Here is a 25,174-nt window from a genome sequence, read left to right as displayed (position 1 = left end):
ATAGAGATTGACTTTGACTGCCGACCGACTGCCAACTCTGCTGGAAGAAATACGATCCTGCCGACTCTGTGAGGCGCACCTGCCTCTGGGGCCAAACCCGGTTTTGCGCGCCTCTGAGTCCGCCCGCCTGCTGATTATCGGACAGGCACCGGGCACCAGGGTGCACGCCACCAGTATTCCCTGGAATGACCCTTCGGGCGATCGTCTGCGGGACTGGTTACAAGTAGGCAGGGAAACCTTTTACGACGATTCCCGTATCGCGATCGTACCGATGGGGTTCTGTTATCCGGGTCGCGGCAAGGGCGGCGACCTGCCGCCGCGCCCGGAGTGCGCGGAAACCTGGCATCGGCGGCTTCTCGCGCTGTTGCCAAATTTGCAGCTCACTCTGCTGGTGGGGCAATATGCCCAGCGTCACTACCTGCCGCATTGGTACGGCAGCATTACCGAGAACGTGCGCCACTTTCGCGATGCGCTGCCGGCGGGCTATTTTCCGCTGCCCCATCCGAGTCCGCGCAATACCCTGTGGCTGCGCCAGCGCCCCTGGTTTGAGGAGGAGGTGGTGCCCGAGTTGCGACGGCAGGTTAAGAAAATTCTCAAGGACTAGTACCTTACCGGACACTTCGAATGCAAAATCCTGACAATATCAAAATCCATCCCTCCTGGTACCGGGTCCTCAACGACGAATTCCATAAACCCTATATGGCGGAACTGCGCGGGTTCCTGCAGGCGGAGAAGCAGGCCGGCAAGCGGATTTACCCCCCTGGTGGGCAGATTTTTAATGCCTTTAACTCGACCCCCTTCGACAAGGTCAAGGTCGTTATCCTCGGTCAGGATCCATACCACGGTGCGGGCCAGGCCCACGGGCTGTGTTTCTCCGTGCTGCCCGGCGTGCGCATCCCGCCGTCACTGCAGAATATCTACAAGGAACTGCACTCAGACCTGGACATTCCGCCGGCCCATCACGGCTGCCTGCAGCCATGGGCGGAGCAGGGCGTGCTGCTGCTGAATGCGACACTGACGGTAGAGGACAGCAAGGCGGGGGCACACCAGGGGCGCGGCTGGGAGCAGTTCACCGATGCGGCGATCCACAAGCTGGCGGAACAGCGCGAGGGTTTGGTGTTTATTCTCTGGGGCAGTTACGCGCAGAAGAAGGGCGCCTTTATCGATCGCAATAACCACCTGGTATTGCGCGCACCGCACCCGTCGCCTCTATCGGCGCATCGCGGTTTCTTTGGTACCCGTCCGTTTTCCCAGGCGAATCAATGGCTGCAGCAGCACGGCCAGCCGCCGATCAACTGGGAATTGCCGGCGGCCTCTGAACTGCAGCGGGTTGCGGTAGAAGTCTGATCGTCAGTCAGTTTGTGCGATTGGCAGCGGTGCGAGGCCGCTTCCCGCGCTACGCGTTATGCCAGCGGATCCGCATCCGCATCGTAAGGCAGTTCCTGCAGTTCCAGTACGCGGCCATCCGCCAGTCGCAACTGTTCTCCGGCGGCGACCTTGGCAATCGTCAGTACCGCCAACAGCTCGATGCCATCCTCGCTGCGGCAGGCTTCCACCAGGTTGCCGATGCTCTGCTCGCCGTCGGCGTAGACCTCCAGTCCCGGCGCGGGGATTTCCCCCGCGGTGCATCTGGTGCGGTACAGGCGCCGCTTGGAGGCGCCGCGGTACTGCATGCGCGCGACCACTTCCTGCCCTGTGTAGCAGCCCTTCTTGAAGCTGACACCGCCCAGCAGGTGCAGGTTGGTCATCTGCGGAATAAACAGCTCGCTGGTCGCCGCATGCAACTGGGGCATGCCCGCTTCTATCTGCAGTTGCTGCCAGCGGTCGTAGCTGGCGGCTTCGGCTGACTTGCCCAGTTGCTGCCAGAGATTTTTGGCGTGTGCGGCGGGCACCAGTAGCGCAATCTGGTTGTCATTCAGGCATTGAGCGAGAGCGCTTGCGCCGCTGCTGTCGAAGGCGCGGACCTCGCCGGGGTTCAACTGCTCCAATCCGAGCAGCTCGGCGGCGCGACCCGCGGCGCCCTTGCCCTGCAGGCCCAGCCAGCGATGCTTCTCACCGGTACCGGCTTCGCCGATATCCTTCAGTTCTGTCTTGAAGAAAACCGCGTATTTCGCCAGCGCCTCGCGGGCAATAGTGGCGAGGTCGCCGGGCAGCCGGAAAACAAACTCGCTGTCTGATAGCTTGAGTGCGCTGAAGGCACTGATCATGCGGCCCTTGGGGTTGCAGTGGGCGCCGGGAGTGCTGTGATTGTCGGGCAGGGTGACCAGGTCACAGGTAAGCTGGCCCTGCAGGAATTTCTGGCTGTCCGGGCCGCTGATCGAAATTGCACCGAGGGGGCTCAGGTCGATCAGGTGCAGGTCGGCTTGGGTTTCTGGAAAATGGGCCCTGTCCCCCTCCCAGATAGCGCCTTCACCGGTGAGAAATTCCTGCCACTGCTGCTGATCCATAGTCCTGCCACCTCGGGTTGTTTGGGGGGATTATTTGGGGATGACGGCGGCCTTTTCAAGTTTGCCGGGTCAGCGGGTATACTGCGCGCTCTTTAGCAAGTGCGGCATCATCAGTGCCGCCGCCGGCCAGCCGCCGGTGTTGGGCAAGTGGGTAAGAAGTATGGATCGCAATCGTCTGTTTTGGGCCAGCCGCCGCGGTATGCTGGAGCTGGACCTGGTGCTGCTGCCGTTTCTCGACAACGTCTATGAAACTCTGGATGAGACGGACAAGCAACGCTATATCAAGCTGCTGGATGAGCAGGATCAGGATCTGTTTGCCTGGTTCCTGCGCCGTGAGGATCCCGCCGATCCTGATTTGCTGCGTATAGTGCAGATCATTCGTGACAATACCGGCCTCCAGGAATAGCACCTACCCGCAGTATTTCGCACGCAGCGCCCGGCTGAACTGTGCCGTGGCGCCGTCCCGCTTCCTTTTCACCCCTCTTTTTCTGGTCGTTTTGCAGGCGCTGTCGTTGCTCTGGTGGTGCCATCTGCCATTGTACCTGTTGGTGCCGGCCGCGCTGTTGGTATGGCTCTATGCGGGCTTCGAATGGCGGCGCCTGCGGCGTATCCGGGGCCGCCTCAGTAGCCGCGAGCGCCGCTGGTTCTGGCAGCCAGCGGGCGGCGAACCGCGGGAGTTTGCATTCCGCGGCGAGCTGGTTCTGTGGCAGCGGCTGATCGTGATCAACGGTTGCGATCTGCACGGGCGTCGACTGCGCCTGGTGCTGGCGTGGGATTCAATGGGTCGGGATGACTGGCGCCGCCTGCAGGTGGCGTTGCGCTATTCGCGTTAGCAGCGGGCGAGCGCATCACCTGCGCCTTGTGGATCAGACGAACTGCCGCTGGTCGGCAAAGTTTTCCGGCACCAGTATGGTGTCCATGGCCAGTTCCCGCAGATCGGGGTAATCGAGCGAGTAGTGCAGGCCGCGGCTCTCCCTTCGGTCCAGTGCCGAGCGGATGATCAGTTGCGATACCAGCGCCAGGTTGCGCAGCTCGATCAGGTCGCTGGTGATCTTGTAATTGGCATAGAACTCGCGGATTTCCTGCTGCAGCAGCCGGACGCGGTGCTCGGCCCGCAGCAGGCGCTTGCGGGTCCGCACGATTCCTACATAGTCCCACATAAACCGGCGCAGTTCGTCCCAGTTGTGCGAGATCACGACATCCTCGTCGGAGTCGGTGACCCGGGAGGCATCCCACGCGGGTACCGCGCGCGGCGGCTGCACCCCGTCGAGAGTTTCGTCGAGATGCAGCGCGGCAGAGCGGGCAAAGACCAGGCACTCCAGCAGTGAATTGCTGGCCAGGCGATTGGCGCCGTGCAGGCCGGTGAAGGTCGTCTCGCCGATGGCATACAGCTGGTCCAGGTCGGTGCGGCCGAACTGGTCCACCATTACCCCGCCACAGGTATAGTGCGCTGCGGGGACCACGGGAATGGGTTCCCTGGTGATATCGATACCGTATTGCAGGCAGTTGCTGTAGACGGTGGGGAAGTGCTCGCGGACGAACTGCGGGTCCTTGTGGGAGATATCCAGGTACAGGCAATCGGCACCGAGACGTTTCATCTCGTGGTCGATGGCGCGCGCGACAATATCACGCGGCGCCAGCTCGCCGCGTTTGTCGAAGCGGTGCATAAAGCGACTGCCATCCGGCAGTTTCAGGTGCGCGCCTTCGCCGCGCAGTGCCTCGGTAACCAGTGAGGCCTTGGCCTTGGGATGGTAGAGACAGGTCGGGTGGAATTGGTTGAATTCCATGTTGGCCACCCGGCAGCCGGCGCGCCACGCCATGGCGATACCGTCACCGCTGGCCCCGTCCGGGTTGCTGGTGTACAGGTAGGCCTTGCTGGCGCCGCCGGTGGCGAGCACCGCGGCCTTGGCCTGGAAGAGTTCCACTTCCTCGGTCTTCTTGTTGTAGATGTAGGCCCCGGCGCAGCGGAAACGCCCCTTGCTGGGATCGGGCTGGCGAATCAGGTCGAGGGCGACGTGGTGTTCGAAGCAGTCGATATTGTCTGCCGCGCGCACTTTGTCGATCAGGGTGCTGTGCACGGCACGGCCGGTGGCATCGGCACTGTGAATGATACGGCGGTGACTGTGTCCGCCCTCCTTGGTCAGGTGGTACCCGCCCCGCTCGCGGGTGAAGTCCACGCCCTGATCGATCAGCCACTGGATGGCGGCGGTGCTGTTTTCCACGGTAAAGCGCACTGCGTCCGGGTGGCAGAGGCCGGCGCCCGCGTCTAATGTGTCAGCAATATGGGACTCCGCCGAGTCCATCTCATCGAGTACCGCGGCAATACCGCCCTGGGCAAACCAGGTAGAGCCATCCTGCAGTCGCTGTTTCGACAGCAGGGCCACGCGATAGCGCGCCGCCAGGTGCAGGGCCAGCGTGAGGCCCGCGGCGCCGCTGCCGATCACCAGTACGTCGTACTGTCTAGAGTTTGAGGGGGCCTGTGCAGTCATACATTTCATTTATGTGTAGGGGTGCGTAGTATAACGCCTCCTTGAATTACGTCGATTTAGCCCGGAACTTATGTCCTATTGCCAGTGTCTTGAACACAACAGAATAACCGCCAGCGCCGACAGCCGCTCCGATGACAGGAGTGGCGCCCGCGGCGCGACTGCTGGTTTTGGGAGTAAGGGGAGTAGGGGATGACAGCGCAACAGGCGTCACCAAGTGACCGCCAGCTGGTTGAGCGGGTGCAGAAAGGCGACAAGCGCGCCTTTGACCTGCTGGTGTTGAAGTACCAGCACAAGATAGTCGCGGTGGTCAGTCGCTTTATCAAGGACCACAGTGAGGTGCAGGACGTGACCCAGGAGGCCTTTATCAAGGCCTATCGAGCGCTGGCCAACTTCCGCGGCGAAAGTGCTTTCTATACGTGGATGTACCGCATCGCCATCAATACCGCCAAGAACCACCTGGTTTCCCGCAGCCGCCGCCCGCCGTCCTCGGACGTGGATCTGGACGACGCCGAATTCTATTCCGGCGCCGACCTGCTGCGGGATAACGAGACCCCGGAAAACCAGCTTTTTCGCGACCAGCTGGAGACGGCTGTTCACGAAGCCATTCGCGCGCTGCCGGAGGACCTGCGTTCAGCGGTGACCCTGCGCGAGTTGGAAGGGCTCAGCTACGAAGAGATCGCCGAGGTCATGGGCTGTCCGGTGGGTACCGTGCGTTCGCGTATCTTCCGCGCCCGTGAGGCCATTGACCGCACGGTGCAGGCGGTGATGGCGGGGGAGCCGGAGACGCTCGGCGACCGCGGCTGAGATCCGGGAAATTTTTTTGCCGGTGGTGAAACAATCCGCCGGATCCCGGGTCATAAGAAATAACCACAAGCGGTGCCCGCGGGCACCAAAAAATGATTGCACAGAGAGGGTTGACCCGTATGTCACACGGGAATCATCAGGATCGTCTGAATGAATCGCTGTCTGCGTTGATGGACGGCGAGGCCAGCGAGCTGGAACTGCAGCGTTTGCTGAAAGCCGGCGCGGCCTCGGAAGAAGTCAGTGCGCGCTGGTCGCGCTACCAGCTGGCGGCGAGCGCAATGCGCCGTGAACAGGTGGCCCCGGTGGACAGCGGCCTGGCAGCGCGTATTTCCGCGGCTATCGAGCGGGAAGAACCCCTGAATCAGTCCGGTGGCGGTGGCGCAGAGGCGGCAGATGGCGCGGCCAACAGCCGCTGGTGGCGACCCCTGTCCAGAGGTGCTGTGGCGGCTACTGTGGCCTTCGCCGCGATTTTCGGCGTGCAGCAGTTGCAGCTGTCCAGCGTGGATCGGGGTGTCCAGGCCAGTGGCGAGATGGTGGCCGAGGTCGAGCGCCCAGTGCAGCAGGTGGTGCAGTCTTCGCCGCAACCTACCGGTTTCTATGTTCCCGCACCTTCAACGCGTTCGGTAAGCACCGCTTCCACCCGCCTGGTGCCCAATTCCCAGCCCGGAATGTCCGGTCAGGCGGTTATACAGCAGATGCCTACGCCTGAACTGATGCGCCACCTCAACCGGGTGATGATCCAGCATTCTGAGCAGGCCGCCCATGTCGGCAGCCAGGGCATGGTGCCTTTCGCCCGCGCCACTTACGGTGAACAGGTTGGAATGTAGCGTGCAGCAGGTCGGTAACCGTCGAGGCCAGGAGCGCCGCGGGATTCGCAAAGCCAACAGTCTTCTGTTGGCTTTGTTTCTGCTGGCGCCGGCCGTCTACGCACAGAGCGGCAGCAGTGAGGTTGTCGCTCCCGAGAACGTGACTCCCGAGGCGGCTATTCCCCAGGGCGTTGCCCCCCAGGACCAGATTCTTCCAAACGCCACCGCTGAAGTAGAGCAGTGGCTGGGCAAGTTGGCCCAGGCGGTGAGTGAGCTCGATTACCGCGGCCTGGTTACCTTCGAACACGCCGGCATGCTGGAAACGCTGCAGGTTGTGCACGCGGTGCGTGAGGGTGAACAGGTGGAGCGCGTGCGCTACCTGAGCGGTGCCCCCCGTGAACTGATCAGTCACGGCAACAGCAAGAATTGCGAGCGCACTTCCGGCCCCATGGCCCGCGTGGGGCTGTGGAGCCGCGCCGGACAGCAGGATGTGCAGCGCGCCTACCTGTTTATTTTGCGCGGCGAGGAGCGGATCGCCGATCGCGACACCGTCGTGATCGAAGCGCGCCCGCGGGACAATCATCGCCTCGGTTTGGTAGTAAACCTGGACCGGGAGACCGGCTTGCCGTTGAAGACGATGCTGGTGGGCGCACAGGGGCGGGTTCTCGAGCGCTATCAGTTCGTGCAACTGGACTTGTCCCCGGTGCAGGACAGTGAGCTGCAGCCGCAGTCCGCAGATGCACGCCGCATCGACAACAATAACCCCTGCAACACCTCACAGAGTCGCTGGCAGGTCAGCTGGCTGCCGGACGGCTTCAAGCCGGTGTCGGCCAAGCCGCTTTCCGACGGCGACATGCTGGTGTTCAGCGATGGTCTCAGTGTGTTTACCGTATTCGTGCAGCGGCTCGGTCCCGAACTGGACTACCGGGGCCGCGCAATTCGCGGCGCAACCGTCGCCTATATGGATCGCCTCGAAGTGGATGGGGTCAACTACACCGTGACGGTGGTTGGTGAGATTCCCGATGCCACTGCGCAGCGCGTCGCCAGCGCCGTGACCGTGGACGGCTGAGCGAGGTTATCGCCGTGGTGGAAGAGCGCGGCCGGGTAGTGGCGATAGAGCAGGGTGCTATCTGGGTCGAGACAATTCAGCGCAGCGGCTGTCACGGCTGCTCTGCCAAATCCGGCTGTGGCACCGGCCTATTGGGTGACTACCTGTCCGGCGCTACGCGGATACGCGTCGCCCTGAATAGCTGGGATCCCGACAATATTTCCCTCAATGATACCGCGGTCATCGGCATTGCCGAGAACGCCCTCGCCAGCAGCGCGCTGCTGGTCTATCTGCTGCCACTGGTTTCCCTCGTGCTGGCAGCGCTGGCCGGCGACCGGCTGGCAGGTGAAACCGGGGCCATAGTCGGTGCCCTGGCTGGCCTGATTGCGGGCGCATTGTTTGTGCGCTGGTTCAGTCGCCGCCACGTCGCCAATCCCTCCTACACCCCCTTGTTGCTGCGCATTGAGCCCAGTATCCCACGCTAACCTAAACTGATATCTCCGAAACCTGTAGGAGAGCTTCAATGCAGGCGCGCTGCTATGCCGAAAGCTGGCCCCTGCGCACCGCCTTCGTCATTTCCCGTGGCGCGCGCACCGAGGCGCAGGTAGTAGTAGTGGAAGTCACCGCCGACGGGGTGACGGGCGTCGGTGAATGCACTCCCTATCCGCGCTACGGCGAGAGCGTGGAGTCCGTGCTGCAGCAACTGCAGCCGCTGCTATGTGAGGTGGCCCAAGGGCTCACCCGGGAACAGCTGCAATCCCGCCTGTTCGCGGGAGCGGCCCGCAATGCGCTGGATTGCGCCCTGGCCGATTGGGAGGCGAGACGCGCCGGTGTGAAATTCGCCGGACCGCAATCCCTGCCGACGGTACAGACGCTGGTAATCGATACGCCGGAGGCGATGGCCGACGCCGCCCGCCAGGCGGTAGCGGGGGGCGTAACAGTGCTCAAGCTAAAGCTCGACGATCGCCAGGTGCTGGAGCGGGTCGCGGCCGTTCGCTCTGCCGCACCCGCTGCCCAGCTGGTGATCGATGCCAACGAGGCATGGCCTGCCGAGACGCTGCAGGAGCGCTGCCGCCAATTGAGCGCGCAGGGCGTGGCGATGCTGGAGCAGCCATTACCGGCGAGCGATGACGCCTTCCTGGAAACATTCGCCCACCCGCTGCCTATCTGCGCCGACGAAAGCTGTCACACCCGCGAGGATCTGCCGCGCCTGCGCAATCGCTACGAGATGTTGAATATCAAGCTGGACAAGACTGGTGGAATCACGGAAGCGCTGGCGCTGGCCGACGAGGCCAAGGCGCAGGGGTTCGAGCTGATGCTCGGCTGCATGCTGTGTACCTCCCGGGCAATCCGTGCGGCCTGGCCACTGGGAGAAAAAGTCAGATTCCTGGATCTCGACGGCCCCACCTGGCTGGCGAAAGATGTGGAGCCGCCACTGCGCTTTGCAGACGGGCGGGTCTACTGGTCGTAGGTGAGCAGCTCGATCAGCGCCTGCAGATAGTCCTCACTGGCGTGGTCGGCCGAGACCGGTGGAAACTCCACAGTGATGCACGGCAGCTTGCGCTCGGCACACCAAGTACCGAAGGACCCCGGCGTCAGGTAGCCGACATCGGTTACCAGCGGCAAATTCAGCCCTTTACCTAGCCACTGCCCCAGCGGGCTGTTGTCCGGGTCTTCGACGCAGGCGAGGGGTTCGTGAATCGACACTGCCCAGGCCGGCTGCAGTTCGCCGATCAGCTGGCAGAGTGCGTGAGTTTCCGCTTCCGAGCCGCCCTCACTGCCGGTGCTCAGGCGCACATCGCGCTCTTCCGCGGCGCTGTTCCAGCGGTAGACGCTGCCACTGCCGTCCCAGTTCGCGGTGGCAAAATTGCGGTTCAGATCCACGCCGCGGGCGTTGGCCCTGATTCCCAGCTGGCAGCCGTCGGGATTGACCGCGAGTATCACATGGTGGCGCAGCCGCTCCGGGGGCAGTGCACGCAGTGCGCAGGACAGTGCCACTACTGCTGCGACCTCGTCGCCGTGGGTGCCCGCCATGACAATGCCCGGATTGGTGCCGCTCTGGGCGGGAAAGTAAAACAGTGGTGCGCCCAGTTCGGATTGGCCGTACTGTAACCGTGGGTGGCAGAAGTGACCGCGCTCTACGCGCGGGCGCAGTGTGGACATAGGGGTCCTTTACACTGTTTTACATAATATGGGAGAACTTTCGTGGCCAGATTGCCACTAAGTAGTAGCTTGAATGTCCCCCGAACTGCCCGCATTTATCGCGAGTGACCCAATTTGGGGATTCAATGACCAACTGATTTCATATTAGAAGGGATCATTAAGGGTAACAAACCGATGGTTAAACGCTGTACGCAGTATTTCTTGATACTCAGCCTGCTGATTGCAGGTTCGGCCTACGCCCGCGGGCTGCCGGAACTCACCGACCTGATCGAGCAAAATTCCCCCGCGGTAGTAAAAATCAATACCGTGGATCGCAATGACGTGGCGCAAGGCGGTGTGCCGCCGCAATACCAGCAGGACATTCCGGATATCTTCCGCCACCTGCTCGAACCGCGGCGCCGCCAGCAACGCCCGGTGGCGAGCATGGGATCCGGCTTCATCATTTCCGCTGACGGCTACATAGTCACCAATAACCACGTGGTAGACGGTGCCGACGAGGTCACGGTCACACTGACCGATCGCCGGGAGTTCGAGGCCAAAGTCATTGGCACGGACCTTCGCTCCGATCTGGCACTGATCAAGATCGACGTCAAGGATCTGCCGTTTATCCGCTGGGGTGACTCGGAGGCGTTAAAGGTCGGTGAATGGGTGGTCGCCATTGGTTCGCCCTTCGGTCTCGACTACTCCGCCAGCGCCGGTATCGTCAGCGCCATGGGTCGCAGCATCCCCAACGAAAGCCGCGAGAACTACGTGCCGTTCATCCAGACTGACGTTGCTATCAACCCCGGTAATTCGGGTGGCCCGCTGTTCAACCTTGAAGGTGAAGTGGTCGGTATCAACTCGCAGATCTACACGCGCAGCGGTGGCTCCATCGGTCTCTCCTTTGCGATTCCCGCCAGCCTGGCCCGCGATGTGGTGGCGCAGCTAAAGGACAAGGGGCGTGTCGATCGTGGCTGGCTTGGCGTTGGCATTCAGGATGTCGACCGCAATCTGGCCGAGGCCATGGGTCTGGGCAAGCCGGTTGGTGCTCTGGTGGCACAGGTTGAGGCCGGCGCGCCGGCGGCCGAGGCCGGTATCATGGCCGGTGACATCATCACCCGCTTCGATGGCCAGAAGATCATGACGCACGGCGACCTGCCGCACGTGGTTGGCCAGACCCGTCCGGGCAGCGAAGTGACCGTGGAGCTGATGCGCAAAGGGAATTCCAAGCGCCTTCAGGTCAAGGTGGGTGCACTGCCCGGGCTGGATGATGGCGAGCAGCAGGTGTCAGTCAAGCCTTCTACGGACGTTGGCGGGCGCCTGGGATTGGTAGTCAGCGAGATTCCCGAGGCCCTCAAGCAGCGCTGGAACGTGGATAGCGGAGTGCTGGTCAAGCAGGTAACGCCGGGCAAGGCCGGTGCCAAGGCGGGATTGCGCAGCGGCGACATTATTGCGCAGCTCGGTTTTGACGAGGTGGCGAACATGAAGGACTACGATAGGGTACTGAAGGGCCTGCCGTCCGACGAGTTGTTGCCGATCCGGTTCTTCCGCTCCGGTCAGCCCACCTTCCGCACCATTCAAATCGACGATTAAGCGGTAGTGAGTGGCTGGTGACCGAGGCCGTGAGGCCTCTCGACACCAACCACTCACCACCGCACACGAGTTCTGATAGACTTGCGCCACACAGCCGGCACCGCTGCCGGCTAACATTTTGATTTTCCAAGGATTTTTATTCCGCAGTGGCCACAGATCTCTCCCATATCCGCAATTTCTCCATTATTGCCCATATCGACCACGGCAAATCCACTCTGGCGGACCGCTTTATTCAGGTCTGCGGTGGCTTGTCCGATCGCGAAATGGCCGAGCAGGTTCTGGACAGCATGGACCTGGAGCGGGAGCGCGGTATCACCATCAAGGCGCAGAGCGTGACGCTCGACTACACCGCGCGCGATGGCAAGACCTATCAGCTGAACTTTATTGATACGCCCGGTCACGTGGACTTCTCCTACGAGGTGTCCCGCTCGCTGGCCGCCTGTGAGGGTGCGCTGCTGGTGGTTGACGCCGCGCAGGGCGTCGAGGCCCAGTCAGTTGCCAATTGCTACACGGCGATCGAACAGGGACTCGAGGTTATCCCGGTGCTGAACAAGATGGACCTGCCGCAGGCGGATCCGGACAAGGTGGCCGAGGAAATCGAGGACATTATCGGAATCGACGCCACCGATGCGACCCGCTGCAGTGCCAAGTCCGGCCTCGGTGTGGAGGACGTGCTGGAAGACCTGGTGCGTCTGGTACCGCCGCCGCAGGGCGACGTGGAGGCGCCGCTGCAGGCATTGATCATTGACTCCTGGTTCGACAGTTACCTGGGGGTGGTGTCGCTGGTGCGCGTGGTTCAGGGTACGCTGAAAACCAAAGACAAGATCGTGACCAAATCCATCGCCCGCGCCCACGTGGTCGACAGCGTCGGTATTTTCACGCCGAAGCGCAAGGAGACCGGCGTGCTGCGAGCCGGTGAAGTGGGCTTCGTGGTGGCAGGCATCAAGGATATTCACGGTGCGCCGGTGGGTGATACCCTGACCCACGCCAAGGGTGCCGAGGAAGTATCCATGCTGCCGGGCTTCCAGAAAGTGAAACCGCAGGTGTACGCGGGTCTGTTCCCGGTCAGTTCTGATGACTACGAGGCCTTCCGCGATGCGCTGGAGAAGCTGTCACTGAACGACGCCTCGCTGTTCTACGAGCCGGAGACTTCCGACGCTCTGGGTTTCGGCTTCCGCTGCGGTTTTCTCGGCATGCTCCATATGGAGATCATCCAGGAACGCCTGGAGCGGGAATACGATCTGGACCTGATCACCACTGCGCCGACCGTAGTCTATGAGGTTGCGCAGAGCGATGGCTCGGTGACGCTGGTGGACAACCCCTCGCGACTGCCGGATATCGGTTCCATCGAGGAGATGCGCGAGCCCATCGCGGAGGTCAATATTCTGGTACCGCAGGAATACCTGGGCAATGTTATTACCCTCTGTGTAGAGAAGCGCGGTATCCAGAAGGACATGCAGTATGTGGGCAGCCAGGTCTCCCTGCGCTATGAACTGCCCATGAGTGAGGTGGTGATGGACTTCTTCGATCGCCTCAAGTCGGTGAGCCGCGGGTTCGCCTCACTGGATTACGGATTCGTGCGTTTCGAGCCGGCAAGGCTGGTGCGCCTGGATATTCTGATCAATGGCGATCGCGTCGACGCCCTGGCCCTGATCGTGCACCGCGACAACGCGCAGCACAAGGGCCGCGCCATGGCAGAGAAAATGAAAGAATTGATTCCACGGCAGATGTTTGACGTGGCGATTCAGGCGGCCATTGGCGGGCAAGTGGTTGCGCGTACTACGGTCAAGGCTCTGCGCAAAAACGTCACCGCCAAATGTTATGGTGGCGATGTGACGCGTAAGAAAAAGCTGCTGGAAAAACAAAAGGCGGGCAAGCGCCGCATGAAGCAGATTGGCCGCGTGGAAGTGCCGCAGGAAGCCTTCCTCGCCGTATTGAAAGTGGACCAGTAGGGCGCCGGCGCGCCCTGCTGTTTGTTTGAAGGAACAATAGAGAATAGTGAATGGATATTAATTTCCCCCTGATTCTGCTCTGGCTGGTTATTATTACCGGCGTTATCTGGCTGGTAGACAGCCTGTTTTTCGCGCGCCGGCGCCGGGCGCAAGCCGGGGAGCGGGCGGAAGAACCGGTCGTGGTGGAATATGCCAAGTCCTTCTTTCCGGTACTGGCGATCGTATTTGTGCTGCGCTCCTTTATCGTGGAGCCCTTCCAGATTCCCTCCGCGTCTATGGTGCCGACATTGCAGGTGGGTGATTTTATCCTGGTCAACAAGTATGCCTACGGTCTGCGCCTGCCTGTGTCCCGCACCAAGGTGGTGGGTGTCGGTGAGCCCCAGCGCGGCGACGTGATGGTGTTCTTCCCGCCGCATATGAACGATACCTACTTCATCAAGCGGGTCATTGGCCTTCCCGGCGACAAGGTCGAAATGAAGAACAATGTACTGTATATCAATGGTGAGCGGGCGCCGCAGGAACTGATCCAGGCACTGCCGCCGGCCAATCCGCAGGTAGAAGTCCTGTGGGAGGAGATATACGGTCGCCGCCACCTGATGGCCAAGGACATCATGCCCAGTCGCTACAGTAACTTCAGTGCGACGGTACCGGAGGGGCATTACTTTATGATGGGCGACAACCGTGATAACAGCCTGGACAGCCGCGCCTGGGGCTTTGTGCCGGAGCGCGATGTGGTGGGCAAGGCTTTCGCTATCTGGATGCACTGGGACAAGCTGCTCAGTTTGCCGAGTTTCAGCCGTGTAGGCACAATCCAGTAAACGCGTTACGATCGAATAAATTACAGCAATAATGATCGAGGGTGATTCAATGAGTGGGAATATCCGTTCTTCTCTGCGCGGTCAGCGGGGCATGAGTTACTGGAGCCTTATTTTTTATATCTCCGGTTTCGCTTTGATTATTCTGTTTGCGTCTAAATTAGCGCCGGGATACGTGGACGCCATGCACGTCGAAAATGGCCTGAAGGATCTGGCTGAAAAAGGCAATATCCGGGATATGAATCGCGGCGAGATAGTTCGGGATCTGCAAACCTACTTCATGCTCAACAATGTCCGCGGTGAACCGACCAAGTCGGTACAGGTCATTCGCGGTGCCGAAGGCATGCTGGTTAGTATCGACTACGAGCTGCGCCAGCCCTTGATCCATAACATCGATGTCGTGATGAAGTTTAACAAGCAGCTCAATACCGCCAAGCCGGAGCTCTGCTGTGAACCGCTGGTAGATCTGGAGCAATACCGCAAACGTGACTGATCTTCTTCTCGAGCGCCTGTGCCAGCGCCTCGGCCACCGCTTTGAGCGCCGGGACCTGCTGGAACTGGCGCTAACTCACCGCTCCCATGGCAGCCGCAATAACGAGCGGTTGGAATTTCTCGGAGATTCAATCCTCGGCTTCACCATCGGCGCCGCCTTGTTCGAAAAGTTTCCCGAGGGCCGGGAAGGGCAGTTGAGCCGCCTGCGCGCGCAGCTGGTCAGTGGCGAAACCCTGGCGAAACTGGCGCGGGAGATGGAAATCGGCGACTGCCTGCGTCTCGGCGAAGGTGAAATGAAGAGCGGTGGCTTCCGTCGCGCCTCGATTCTCGCCGACGCGGTGGAAGCGCTGATCGGCGCTATTTACCTCGATGCCGGTCTGGAAGCCGCCCGCGAGCGAGTACTGGCCTGGTTCGCCTCTCGCCTGCAAAACCTGTCCCTGGAGACTGCCAAGGATCCCAAGACCCGCCTGCAGGAATGGCTGCAGGCGCGCCAGAAGCCGCTGCCGGAGTACAAGGTGGTGGAAATCGCCGGTGCCGAGCACGCCCAACAGTTTGTGGTCGAGTGCCGGGTCAGCGGTCTGGCGCAGCCGGTGCGGGGCGAGGCCAGCAGTCGCCGCAACGCTGAAAAAGCCGCCGCCACCGAGGCGTACAATCGCCTGACCGGGCAGGGATGACGCTATTATTTTCAGGGTTGTCCAAACGCGAAATCGAGCCGAGACAGGCCTGCCGCGTTTGGCGGATCCCCGCACAACTTTTCGGAGAAATTGATTGAACGACCAACCCTCCCGCTGTGGTTATGTCGCCATCGTCGGCCGTCCCAATGTGGGTAAGTCGACACTGCTGAATCACCTGCTGGGGCAGAAACTGGCGATTACCTCGCGCAAGCCGCAGACGACTCGGCACAACATGCTCGGTATCAAGACCGAGGGGCCAAACCAGATCATCTTTGTCGATACTCCGGGTCTGCACTCGAATCAGGAGAAGGCCATCAACCGCTACATGAATCGCGCGGCGGCCAGTGCCGCTCGCGACGTGGATGTGGTTGTGTTCGTGGTAGAGCGCACCCGCTGGACCGAGGGTGATCAGCTGGTGGCAGATAAGCTGCGGGGGATCAAATGCCCGCTGATCATTGCCGTGAACAAGGTGGATCAGCTGGAGGACAAGGGCGACCTGTTGCCGCAGTTACAGGCACTGGCCGACAGCCATCCACGGGCCGAAGTCATTCCTATTTCCGCACTGCGGGGTATCAATCTCGACACGCTGGAAAATGTGATTCTGCAGCACCTGCCGGAGGGGCAGCACTTTTTCCCCGAAGATCAGATTACCGACCGCAGTTCGCGCTTTCTCGCGGCGGAAATCGTGCGCGAAAAAATCATGCGCCAGCTGGGGGCCGAGGTGCCCTATCAGGTTACTGTCGAGGTGGAGGAATTCAACCAGGACGGTCCCATATTGCATATCAGTGCCGCAATTCTGGTGGAGCGCTCCGGGCAGAAGCGCATCATCATCGGCAACAAGGGCGAGCGCATCAAGCAGATCGGCAGCCAGGCGCGTGAGGATATGGAGCGCTTGTTCGACAGCAAAGTCATGCTCAACCTGTGGGTCAAGGTGAAGTCAGGCTGGTCCGATGACGAGCGCGCTCTGCGCAGTCTCGGCTACCGGGACGAATAATTCACTGGGCCAATCCATGATCGCCAGGAAAGCTGAGTGCAGCTGCGGACAACTTGCGCTGGTCGCCAGTGGTGAACCGGTGCGAATCTCGGTATGCCACTGCCTGGCGTGTCAGCGGCGCACCGGCAGTGTTTTCGGTGTACAGGCGAGGTTCCCTGCGGAGCGAGTGGTCGTGGAAGGTAAGAGCTGTGAGTACGTCCGCACGGCGGACAGTGGCAACAGTATTCGCTTTCACTTCTGTCCCCGCTGTGGTGCCACGGTGTACCTGCAGCTGGATTCGGAACCGGAGCTGATCGGCGTACCTGTGGGTGCCTTTGCCGATCCGTATTTCCCCGCGCCGCCGGTCTCCATCTATGAGGAACACCAACATTCCTGGGTGGCGCTGCCGGACAATATCGAGCACCTGTCCTGACAAGCCATGGCGCCACAGCAACCCTTACAGCCCGCCTACATCCTGCACTCGCGCCCCTATAGCGACTCCAGTCTGATATTGGAACTGCTGACCCCCGAGTTTGGCAGGGTCGGCTGTGTCGCGCGCGGCGCGCGGCGGGACAAGCAACGGCGCCAGCAGTCGCTGCAACCCTTTGCGCCACTGCTGGTGTCCCTGCTCGGGCGCGGCGAGTTGAAAACCCTGGGCCCGGTGGAGAGCGCAGGCGGTGCAAACTGGCTGAAGGGCCGGGCCGTGTACGCCGGCCTCTATGCCAATGAACTACTGGTGCGCCTGCTGGCTGCAGGGGAGGCTCAATATGAGTTGTTCGCCTGCTATCAGACTTTACTGCAGAAGCTGGCACTGCTGGACGGCAGCAGTGCAGAACAGCTGGAGGCCCCGCTGCGGCGATTTGAGTTGCAGTTGCTGCAGGAGCTGGGTGGCTGCCCCCAGTTGAATTACTGTGCCCACAGTCAGGGGCCGGTGACTGCCGGAGCGACTTACCGGCTGGAGAGTGAAACCGGCTTTGTGCCTGTTTTTCGCGGCGGCGATGACAGGGTGGCCCCGAGTGAGTTTTCTGGCGCCGACCTGCTGGGGCTGGAACAGGCTTTGGGGGGCGAGGAATTTCCCGCGGCCTTGTTGTCTCCGGCCAAGAGACTTACCCGGCTACTTTTAGCCCCGCTGCTGGGCGATCGCCCACTACAGAGCCGCGAACTTTTTCGACAGGTTTACCGCAACAATGATCGTTAGTATCGGCACGGATATCTGCAGTTACACGCGCATAGAGGCCGCCTGGCGCCGCTTCGGCGACCGCTTTGTCGAACGGGTGCTTTCCGTCGGGGAGCGATACGCGTTTGCGGAACTGGCAATTCCCAACCGCGCTGCCTACCTGTGCAAGCGTTTTGCCGCCAAGGAGGCGCTCGGCAAGGCCCTGGGTACGGGTATTGGTCGGGGGATATCCTGGCAGCATATCGAGGTGCGGCGCCGCAAGGGCGAGGCACCACAGGTGATTTTGTCCGGAGAGGCAAAGGCGCGCGCCGACGCGATGGGCGTGGCGCGGATTCACCTGAGCCTGTCGGACGAAAAAGACTTCGCCCTGGCATTCGTGATTTTTGAGGGCTGAGCGAGGCTCAGTTCGACGGCTCGGCAATAATGGCGGACTGGTTTGCCCGTTCGGGCTCAGGCTTCTTTCTCAGCCGTCTCGAGTCCGAACAGTGCATCCAGGTCCTGTTCTGATGCCCATTCCCGCAGCGCGCGAATTTCCTGTAGCACCGCCTCGACACTCCGTCGGTTAATGTCTGCCGAATCGTGACTCTGCAGTGGGCGCAGCTCTTCCTGCAATCGGGAGGTCGCTTCACGCAGCCGGGGGACCCCGCAATAACAGCAGCCACCGTGCATTCGGTGTGCCAGCTCAAACATGCCCTTGTGGTCGCCGGTACTGCGCAGACGGCTCAACTCCTGTTCGTCGGAAATCAGTCCCTTGATGAGCATCTGCATCATATCCCGTGCGAGGCGGGCATCGTCATTGCTGAGATTGAGGCTCTCGCCGATATCCACCAGGCGCAGGCGTTCGAAACTTTGCTGATCGGGCAGCGTCGGTGCCAGTATTTTCATCCAGCGTTTGATCATGTGCGAGAGTTGAGCCTCGCTGACCGGTTTACTGAGGTAGTCGTCGAGCCCGGCGGAGAGCAATCGCGCCTTTTCCTCGGCGCCGGCGTGTGCCGTCAATGCAATGATCGGAATGCGCCGGCCGCTTTCCCGTTCGCGAATGTGTTTTGTCGCTTCGATTCCATCCATACCGGGCATCTGGATGTCCATAAATATCAGGTCGAAGCCCTGTCCCTGTTCCCTGGCCCGCTGCCACAGCTCCAGGGCCTCCTCGCCACTGGCGGCAATGGTTGCCTCGACGCCCTGGGCGCGCAGCAGTTCACTGACCAGAAGTCGATTGGCTTCGTGGTCATCGACGGCCAGCACCCGCGGAACCGCGGGCCATGGCAGGGCCGGGTGGATGCCGCTGGGGCGCTGCTGGGTCTGATGTGGCGCGGCTCGCTTGAGCGCGCGCAACAGGTTGTCGCGGGTGACCGGTTTCGGGAGAAAAGTCAGAACGCGAGTGCGCAATTGCTCGTAGCAGCGACGCAGTTCCACCGGAGAGCCCTGTATGATCACCCGACACTGATAGGTGTCCACGAGGGACTGCACGGTACCGATAAAGGTGTCGAAGTCGCCCCGGGCGATGGCTGTGTCGATGATGACCGCATCGGGCAGCGCATCGTGGCGCCACATTTGTTCGATAGCCGGCTGCAAAGTGTCGGCATCGGCAAGCTCAATCGGTTCCACCTGCCAGAGTTTGAGCAGTTGCGCCACCTGCATCCGTGTCATGCGATTCGGGTCGGCGAGCAACAGGCGGCAGCCCGGGAACTGATCGCGTACCGGCAAGGAGCGGTTGCGTTCCAGCTGTAGCGGCAGAAGCACCCAGAAGGTATTGCCGCCGCCGGCTGCCTCGTCGATACCGATGCTGCCACGCATTCGCTCGACCAGGCTGCGGGCAATGGCCAGCCCCAGGCCGTTGTTGCTGATTTGCTGGTTGTGCTGCTGCGTGTTGCTCACCAGTATCTGGTGCAATTCCCGCCGGCTCAGCTCGTCCATGCGGTTTCCCAGGTCGGTGACGCTGATGCGGATCATCAGTTCCGCATCTTTGCTGCTCTGTACACTCATGCGCACGGGAATATTGCCGTCTTCGGAGCTGCGCACTGCGTTGCCCACCAGGTTGGTCAGAATCTGCTTGATTCGCAGGGGATCACCGACCAGGGCGCTGGGCAGCTGGGCGTCGATCAGCGGCACCAGTTCAAGCCGCTGTTCATAGGCGAAGGGCGCCAGTATCTGCAGGGTTTCCTCGAGTAATTGGCCGAGGTTCATCGGGATGTGATCGAGCACCAGGTTGCCGGATTCGATACGGGAGAAGTCCAGGATATCGTTGATGGTGGTGAGCAAATTCTCGGACGACCGCAGAATGGTTTGCAGGTAGTCCTGTTGCAGCTCATCGATATCGGTTTTCAGCAGCAGGTTGGTGAAACCGATAATGCCGTTCAGCGGTGTGCGAATTTCGTGGCTGGTGTTGGCGAGGAAGGTGGATTTGATCCTGCTTGTTTCCAGGGCTTTCTTGCGCGCCAGGTCCAGTTCGATATTTTGCTCTTCCATGCTGTCCAGTGACTGGCGCAGGTCCTCCATTGACTGGAGCAGGTTCGATTTGTACTCCCGTTGATATATCGAGAGGTTCTCCGACATCTCGTTGATCTGTTCCGCCAGTGTGGCGAGTTCGCGGGTGTCGGTTGCTTCTGCCCGTCTGTTGAACTGGCCGCGGCCAATGGCCTCGAGGGTGTGCCCGAGTCTGGTGAGACTGTGGGCAAAACGCTCGGATACAAATACCGACCAGATCAGCGCCGCGAGGGAGCAGATGATCAGCCCGACCAGGCCGATCAATACGACCTGGTAAGTGCCGACGAGAAAGTAGGGGCGGTGCAGCTCGATGCCGATCCAGCAGGTGGTGACGTCGGCTTTCAGCGGTTGCAGTATCTGCAGGCTATTGTCCCGCTCAAACACAAAAGGCTCATTGCCTTGCAGCAGCTCGCGGCTGATGAAGGTCTTCGGGCGCGGCCCAACGCTGTCCAGTAATCGCAGCCCGGTTTTCGGGTCGAGAGGGGAATTCGCACTCGCCTCGGTAGAGTAGATCTGTACCGAGCGCACCATGTCCTTTTCCAGCATCAGGGTCAGCAGGCTGCGGTGCAGCCACTCCATCCGCAGCTCCGTGGGCTGGCCGCCGCTCAGATCGATCAGTTCAGCCAGCTGCTCCGCGCTGGCGCGGCCGTGGCTCAGCAGTAGCTGGCGGCGGTCGTGCATTTGCTGAAGGGTAAAGACAACGCCGAGAATCAGTGCCAGCACCAGGGCGGGCGCAAGGGTAAAGCGAAAGAGAATCGCGCGCAGCGAGCGGAGGCGGGGCGGCGAATCCTGTGCCGGATGCGGGAGCTTGGATGCGGCCATGGCGATGCAATGTTTGATTGGACTATTTTTGTCCGATTCTACTCCCCTTGGCAGAATATCGCACTAGGGCCTGTTAACACTAAGTTCGATGGCCGCGACGGAGGCCGTTTTTTCGCAAGACAAGGCGCAGTGAGCGCCGTGTGGTCATTCCACATAAGCGAGCTGCAACGCAGGCTTGCGGGAAAACGGCCCCGTCCCTTCGGGTTGGGCCCCAAAAGGGGCCATGCCGCGTTGCTCGTCGCTCATTTAGCCTGCTAAACCACGCTCCTCGCGCCTTGCCTGGCCCCTATTGGGGCGACAACGCGGCTATCGAACTTAGTGTTAACAGGCCCTAACTAACCGGTATATGACCAAGGTTCGCAGGTGGTGACTGGGAAGGTAGAATGGCGCACCGCTTTTGGTCTGGATTTGGATGGTCTATGGAATACCCCACAATTGCCGACTGTGTCGGCAATACGCCGCTGGTACGGTTGCAGCGCCTGCAGGGCGAGACAAGTAACACGATTCTGCTCAAGCTGGAGGGGAACAATCCGGCTGGTTCGGTCAAGGACCGTCCGGCCCTGTCGATGATCAGCCGCGCCGAAGCTCGCGGCCAGATCGCGCCCGGTGATACCCTGATCGAAGCCACCAGTGGCAATACCGGTATTGCCCTGGCCATGGCGGCTGCGATCAAGGGCTACCGCATGATTCTGATCATGCCGGAAAGTGCCACCGACGAGCGCAAAGCGGCCATGACTGCCTACGGTGCCGAGTTGATCCTCGTCAGCGCCGAAGAGGGTATGGAGGGAGCGCGGGACCTGGCACTGCAAATGCAAGCAGATGGCCGGGGGCTGGTCCTGAACCAGTTCGCCAATGACGATAATCCGCGTGCGCATTTTGAGGGTACCGGGCCGGAGATCTGGCACCAGACCGGCGGTCGGATCACCCATTTTGTGTCTTCGATGGGGACCACCGGTACCATTATGGGTTGCGGCCGTTACCTGAAGCTGCAGAATCCGGAGATCCAGATCGTCGGCCTGCAGCCCACCGAGGGATCCAGTATCCCCGGTATTCGCCGCTGGCCGGAAGCCTATCTGCCGAAGATCTTCGTCCCCGAGGAGGTGGATCGAGTGATAGATATGGACCAGCGTGAGGCCGAGGATATGACCCGCCGCCTCGCGCGGGAAGAAGGGATTTTCTGCGGTGTCTCTTCCGGAGGCGCCGTGGCCGGTGCCTTGCGCCTGTCGGCGGAGTTAGAGAACGCGACTATTGTCGCGATTATTTGCGATCGGGGAGATCGCTATCTGTCTTCAGGCCTGTTCGATAACAACTAAGTAAGGCGTTAGCGGGGCCGACGGGCTCCGCCGAGCCGAAAAAAAATAATGGTTCAAGTAAGAAAACATCACTCTGTCGGTGGCGACGGCGAATTGGATCTCGAGTCCTGGCTCCGCCACGTGCAGACGCTGGCCGGACTCGACGGCGGTGCACTGGTCACCCTGCGGCGCGCTGCAGAGGTCAGTGCCGACGCGGAAAAGCGCGCAATCGCCGCGGAGAATATCTGGTCTGAGGGTGCCAGCAGTTTCGCCACAGGCCTGGAAATGGCCGAAATCCTCGCCGATCTGCAGATAGACGCTGAGGCGTTGTGCGCGGCGGTGTTGTACCGGGCGGTACGGGAAAAGCGTCTGACGCTGAAAACTGTCGAGGAAGAATTTGGCAAGACCGTTGCCAAGCTGATTCGGGGCGTCTTGCGTATGGCCGCGATTCGCAGCCGCAGCGCCGATACCGGTGAAAACCGCAGTATTGCGGTTGAGGAACACTCGGAAAATATCCGCCGCATGCTGGTGGCACTGGTGGACGATGTGCGCGTGGCGTTGATCAAGCTCGCCGAACGCACCTGTGCCATTCGTGCGGCCAAGAATGCCGAGCCGGCCAAGCGCAGGAAAGTTGCGCGCGAAGTGGCCGACGTCTATGCACCCCTGGCACACCGCCTGGGTATCGGTCATATCAAGTGGGAGCTGGAAGATCTTTCATTCCGCTACCTGGAGCCGAACGACTACAAGCAGATTGCGAAACTGCTGGACGAAAAGCGGCTGGCACGGCAGAACTACATCGATGAAGTGCTCGAGCTGCTGCGCAGCGAACTGGAGCGTGCAGATATCCAGGGCGATGTCTTCGGTCGCGCAAAACACATCTACAGTATCTGGCGCAAGATGCGCCGCAAGAATATTGGCTTTTCCCAGGTTTACGACATTCGCGCGGTGCGCATTCTAGTACCGACGGTACGCGACTGTTACGCCGTGCTGGGTATCGTGCACAACTTGTGGCGAAACATCCCCAACGAGTTTGACGATTACATCGCCTCGCCAAAGGAGAACGGCTACCGTTCCCTGCATACCGCGGTCATCGGCCCCGAGCGCAAGGTGCTGGAAGTGCAGATCCGCACCTTCGCCATGCACGAGGAAGCGGAATACGGGGTCTGCGCCCACTGGCGCTACAAGGGTACCGACCAAAAATCCGAGGGCAAGGACGGCTACGAACAGAAGATCTCCTGGCTGCGCCAGGTACTCGACTGGCACGAGGAGGTGGGCGGCAATCCGCTGGAGGACGACCTGCAGTCCAGTGATGTCGATACCCGTATCTATGTCTTTACCCCGGACGGCCATGTGGTCGATCTGCCCCGCGGCGCGACGCCGCTGGACTTCGCCTACAAGATCCACACGGAGATCGGCCACCGCTGCCGCGGTGCCAAGGTGGACGGGCGCATAGTGCCGCTGAACCACGAATTGCAAACGGCCAACCAGGTGGAAATCCTCACCGGCAAGCGCGAGGCACCCAGTCGCGACTGGCTCTCGGCCGGTATGGGCTATATCACCACGTCCCGCGCCCGCGCCAAAATCATTCACTGGTTCAAGCAGCAAGCCCGCGACCAGAACGTGGCCGATGGCCGCACTATCCTCGACGGTGAATTCAAACAGCTGGCGCTGAGCGACTTCGATTTCAGCAAGCTTGCCGCCAAGCTGAATATGCATTCCCTGGACGACCTCTATGCGGCGGTGGGTGCGGGCGATATCGGCGTGGGCCAGGTGTTGAACGCTGCCCAGCGGATGGTGAAAGTAGATCGGGTGGAGCCGGTACCCTCACTGACTGCACCGGTAGCGCGCGGCGAAGGCAAGGCCGATGTGTACATCGATGGCGTTGGCAACCTGATGACCCATATTGCCCGCTGCTGTAACCCTGTACCCGGCGATGACATCATGGGCTACATCACGCTCGGCCGCGGTGTATCCATCCACCGCAAGGACTGCGCCAATATGCTGCGTATGCAGGCGGAGGAATTCGATCGGGTGCTACAGGTGGAGTGGGCCGAGAAACCCAAGGAACTCTACGCGGTGGAAATCATGATCGAGGCCTATGACCGCCATGGCCTGCTGCGGGACATCACTACGATGCTCGACAGCCAGCGCATCAATATTACCGCGATGCAGACCCGCTCCAACAAACACAAGCACACGGTGGATATGGTGCTGACCGCCGAAATCCATAATTTCGAAGAGCTGAGTCGGGTGTTGCACCGTATCAATCAGTTGCCGAATGTGGCCTCGGCCAAGCGGCGCATACTGCACTGACAGGGGAAGGACTCAACATGCGAGACAGCTATACAGTGGAAGACCTGCAGCACCTGATGGCGGAGCTGCGCAACCCCGACGGCGGTTGCCCATGGGACCTGAAACAGAGTTTCGCGACCATCGTGCCTTCGACGATCGAGGAGGCCTACGAGGTCGCCGAAGCCATCGAAAGCGAGGATTACGCACACCTGCGCGAGGAGCTCGGCGATCTGCTGTTCCAGGTCATTTACTATGCCCAGCTGGGCAGGGAAGCCGGACACTTCGATTTCCCCCGCATCGTCGATACGCTGGTGCGCAAGGTGGTGCGCCGACACCCGCATGTCTTCCCCAGCGGTGAACTCTACGGTGATAACCGCGCGGATGCCATTGGCGAAGAGCAGGTCAAGCAGAACTGGGAGACCATCAAGGCAGAAGAGCGCGATGCCAAGGGTGAAGGCGGTACCCTGGGTGGTGTGGCATTGGGGCTGCCCGCGCTGACCCGCGCCGCCAAGCTGCAAAAGCGCGCGGCGCGAGTGGGGTTTGACTGGCCCAGCATTGACGGCGTGCTGGCCAAGATTGAAGAGGAAATTGGTGAACTGCGCGAGGCCATTGCCGCAGGTGATCGCGGACACGCGCGCGAGGAACTGGGGGACTTGCTGTTTTCCTGCGTGAACGCGGCCCGCCACCTGAAAGTCGATCCGGAAACGGCATTGCGACACTGTAATCGCAAGTTCGAGCGCCGCTTTAACGCGGTGGAGGCGGAACTGAAAGAGCAGGGGCGCCAACCGGCGGACGCCAGCCTTGCGGAACTGGATCAGCTCTGGGATAAGGCCAAGAGTGCCGAAGGCTAGCGGGCGCCTGGCTGGATT

Annotated in this window: 25 protein-coding genes; 21 read left to right on the top strand and 4 right to left on the bottom strand. The window is 61.0% G+C overall.

Features of this window, described 5'->3' with window-relative positions:
* Positions 1-13: 13 nt before the first annotated feature.
* On the top strand, positions 14-604 hold the full coding sequence (locus BUC36_RS03665; protein WP_327049681.1) for a uracil-DNA glycosylase family protein: 591 nt from the start codon (positions 14-16) through the stop codon (positions 602-604).
* A gap of 20 nt (positions 605-624) precedes the next feature.
* Positions 625-1,347, top strand: coding sequence for a uracil-DNA glycosylase (gene ung, locus BUC36_RS03660; protein WP_073271547.1), 723 nt, complete (start codon positions 625-627; stop codon positions 1,345-1,347).
* A gap of 56 nt (positions 1,348-1,403) precedes the next feature.
* Here ung and ygfZ read toward each other — a convergent pair whose 3' ends face one another.
* Positions 1,404-2,447, bottom strand: coding sequence for a CAF17-like 4Fe-4S cluster assembly/insertion protein YgfZ (gene ygfZ / locus BUC36_RS03655; protein WP_084535566.1), 1,044 nt, complete (start codon positions 2,445-2,447; stop codon positions 1,404-1,406).
* A gap of 160 nt (positions 2,448-2,607) precedes the next feature.
* Between ygfZ and BUC36_RS03650 the strand changes: the two genes are divergently transcribed.
* On the top strand, positions 2,608-2,853 hold the full coding sequence (locus BUC36_RS03650; RefSeq protein WP_073274522.1) for an FAD assembly factor SdhE: 246 nt from the start codon (positions 2,608-2,610) through the stop codon (positions 2,851-2,853).
* Positions 2,828-3,280 (top strand): protein YgfX, encoded by a 453-nt coding sequence (locus BUC36_RS03645; RefSeq protein WP_143186870.1) that lies wholly within the window; start codon positions 2,828-2,830, stop codon positions 3,278-3,280. Before BUC36_RS03650 ends, BUC36_RS03645 begins: the two co-directional genes overlap by 26 nt.
* A gap of 33 nt (positions 3,281-3,313) precedes the next feature.
* Here BUC36_RS03645 and nadB read toward each other — a convergent pair whose 3' ends face one another.
* Positions 3,314-4,945 carry an L-aspartate oxidase gene (nadB, locus tag BUC36_RS03640; protein WP_073271541.1) on the bottom strand — a complete coding sequence of 544 codons (1,632 nt, stop codon included), beginning with the start codon at positions 4,943-4,945 and terminating at the stop codon, positions 3,314-3,316.
* A 180-nt stretch (positions 4,946-5,125) separates the two neighbouring features.
* Here nadB and rpoE point away from each other — a divergent pair, with 180 nt between their 5' ends.
* The 5 genes from rpoE to ycjG all read left to right on the top strand — a co-directional run bounded on the left by rpoE (position 5,126) and on the right by ycjG (position 9,065).
* Positions 5,126-5,740, top strand: a complete 615-nt coding sequence (gene rpoE / locus BUC36_RS03635) for an RNA polymerase sigma factor RpoE (protein ID WP_073271538.1) — start codon at positions 5,126-5,128, stop codon at positions 5,738-5,740.
* A gap of 119 nt (positions 5,741-5,859) precedes the next feature.
* Positions 5,860-6,567, top strand: coding sequence for a sigma-E factor negative regulatory protein (locus tag BUC36_RS03630; RefSeq protein WP_073271534.1), 708 nt, complete (start codon positions 5,860-5,862; stop codon positions 6,565-6,567).
* Between the two features lies 1 nt (position 6,568).
* The gene (locus tag BUC36_RS03625; RefSeq protein ID WP_073271532.1) at positions 6,569-7,615 is read left to right on the top strand and encodes a MucB/RseB C-terminal domain-containing protein; all 1,047 of its coding nucleotides are present in this window, start codon (positions 6,569-6,571) and stop codon (positions 7,613-7,615) included.
* Positions 7,616-7,629: 14 nt separating this feature from the next.
* A complete protein-coding gene (locus tag BUC36_RS03620) occupies positions 7,630-8,079 on the top strand; it encodes a SoxR reducing system RseC family protein (RefSeq protein WP_073271523.1) in 450 nt (149 codons plus the stop codon).
* Between the two features lie 38 nt (positions 8,080-8,117).
* Positions 8,118-9,065: an L-Ala-D/L-Glu epimerase gene (ycjG, locus tag BUC36_RS03615; protein WP_073271521.1), complete on the top strand. Its 948-nt coding sequence runs from the start codon at positions 8,118-8,120 to the stop codon at positions 9,063-9,065.
* Here ycjG and mpaA read toward each other — a convergent pair.
* Positions 9,053-9,757 carry a murein tripeptide amidase MpaA gene (gene mpaA / locus BUC36_RS03610; RefSeq protein ID WP_073271520.1) on the bottom strand — a complete coding sequence of 235 codons (705 nt, stop codon included), beginning with the start codon at positions 9,755-9,757 and terminating at the stop codon, positions 9,053-9,055. The genes ycjG and mpaA overlap by 13 nt on opposite strands.
* A gap of 174 nt (positions 9,758-9,931) precedes the next feature.
* On the opposite strand from mpaA, the gene BUC36_RS03605 reads away from it, so the two are divergent.
* The 9 genes from BUC36_RS03605 (at position 9,932) to acpS (ending at position 17,806) form a co-directional block, all read left to right on the top strand.
* Positions 9,932-11,329 (top strand): Do family serine endopeptidase, encoded by a 1,398-nt coding sequence (locus tag BUC36_RS03605; protein ID WP_073271518.1) that lies wholly within the window; start codon positions 9,932-9,934, stop codon positions 11,327-11,329.
* Positions 11,330-11,475: 146 nt separating this feature from the next.
* Entirely contained in the window at positions 11,476-13,281 is a 1,806-nt protein-coding gene (gene lepA, locus BUC36_RS03600) for a translation elongation factor 4 (RefSeq protein WP_073271517.1), read from the top strand.
* 50 nt (positions 13,282-13,331) lie between these two features.
* Positions 13,332-14,099 (top strand): signal peptidase I, encoded by a 768-nt coding sequence (gene lepB, locus BUC36_RS03595; RefSeq protein WP_073271514.1) that lies wholly within the window; start codon positions 13,332-13,334, stop codon positions 14,097-14,099.
* A 49-nt stretch (positions 14,100-14,148) separates the two neighbouring features.
* Positions 14,149-14,589 (top strand): DUF4845 domain-containing protein, encoded by a 441-nt coding sequence (locus tag BUC36_RS03590; RefSeq protein ID WP_073274520.1) that lies wholly within the window; start codon positions 14,149-14,151, stop codon positions 14,587-14,589.
* The gene (gene rnc, locus BUC36_RS03585; RefSeq protein ID WP_073271512.1) at positions 14,582-15,262 is read left to right on the top strand and encodes a ribonuclease III; all 681 of its coding nucleotides are present in this window, start codon (positions 14,582-14,584) and stop codon (positions 15,260-15,262) included. Before BUC36_RS03590 ends, rnc begins: the two co-directional genes overlap by 8 nt.
* Before the next feature lie 94 nt (positions 15,263-15,356).
* The gene (gene era, locus BUC36_RS03580) at positions 15,357-16,256 is read left to right on the top strand and encodes a GTPase Era (protein ID WP_073271510.1); all 900 of its coding nucleotides are present in this window, start codon (positions 15,357-15,359) and stop codon (positions 16,254-16,256) included.
* Between the two features lie 16 nt (positions 16,257-16,272).
* Positions 16,273-16,668 carry a GFA family protein gene (locus BUC36_RS03575; RefSeq protein WP_073271508.1) on the top strand — a complete coding sequence of 132 codons (396 nt, stop codon included), beginning with the start codon at positions 16,273-16,275 and terminating at the stop codon, positions 16,666-16,668.
* 6 nt (positions 16,669-16,674) lie between these two features.
* On the top strand, positions 16,675-17,433 hold the full coding sequence (gene recO / locus BUC36_RS03570; protein ID WP_073271505.1) for a DNA repair protein RecO: 759 nt from the start codon (positions 16,675-16,677) through the stop codon (positions 17,431-17,433).
* On the top strand, positions 17,423-17,806 hold the full coding sequence (acpS, locus tag BUC36_RS03565) for a holo-ACP synthase (protein WP_073271503.1): 384 nt from the start codon (positions 17,423-17,425) through the stop codon (positions 17,804-17,806). The genes recO and acpS overlap by 11 nt, the downstream gene beginning before the upstream one ends.
* Before the next feature lie 56 nt (positions 17,807-17,862).
* Here the strand turns inward: acpS and BUC36_RS03560 are convergent, their stop codons facing one another.
* Entirely contained in the window at positions 17,863-20,721 is a 2,859-nt protein-coding gene (locus tag BUC36_RS03560) for a response regulator (protein WP_073271501.1), read from the bottom strand.
* A 419-nt stretch (positions 20,722-21,140) separates the two neighbouring features.
* Between BUC36_RS03560 and cysM the strand changes: the two genes are divergently transcribed.
* Genes cysM through mazG form a run of 3 tightly spaced genes read left to right on the top strand, consistent with a single transcriptional unit; the run spans position 21,141 to position 25,156 of the window.
* Positions 21,141-22,034 (top strand): cysteine synthase CysM, encoded by an 894-nt coding sequence (gene cysM, locus BUC36_RS03555; protein WP_073271499.1) that lies wholly within the window; start codon positions 21,141-21,143, stop codon positions 22,032-22,034.
* Between the two features lie 48 nt (positions 22,035-22,082).
* Positions 22,083-24,326, top strand: coding sequence for a GTP diphosphokinase (relA, locus tag BUC36_RS03550; protein ID WP_073271496.1), 2,244 nt, complete (start codon positions 22,083-22,085; stop codon positions 24,324-24,326).
* Between the two features lie 17 nt (positions 24,327-24,343).
* Positions 24,344-25,156 (top strand): nucleoside triphosphate pyrophosphohydrolase, encoded by an 813-nt coding sequence (gene mazG / locus BUC36_RS03545; RefSeq protein WP_073271494.1) that lies wholly within the window; start codon positions 24,344-24,346, stop codon positions 25,154-25,156.
* The last annotated feature ends 18 nt before the right edge of the window (positions 25,157-25,174 follow it).

The organism is Microbulbifer donghaiensis, from assembly GCF_900129095.1.
GTDB classification, from domain to species: domain Bacteria; phylum Pseudomonadota; class Gammaproteobacteria; order Pseudomonadales; family Cellvibrionaceae; genus Microbulbifer; species Microbulbifer donghaiensis.
Note: the sequence above shows the minus strand (reverse complement) of the source record. Positions and strands in the feature narration are given on the sequence as shown.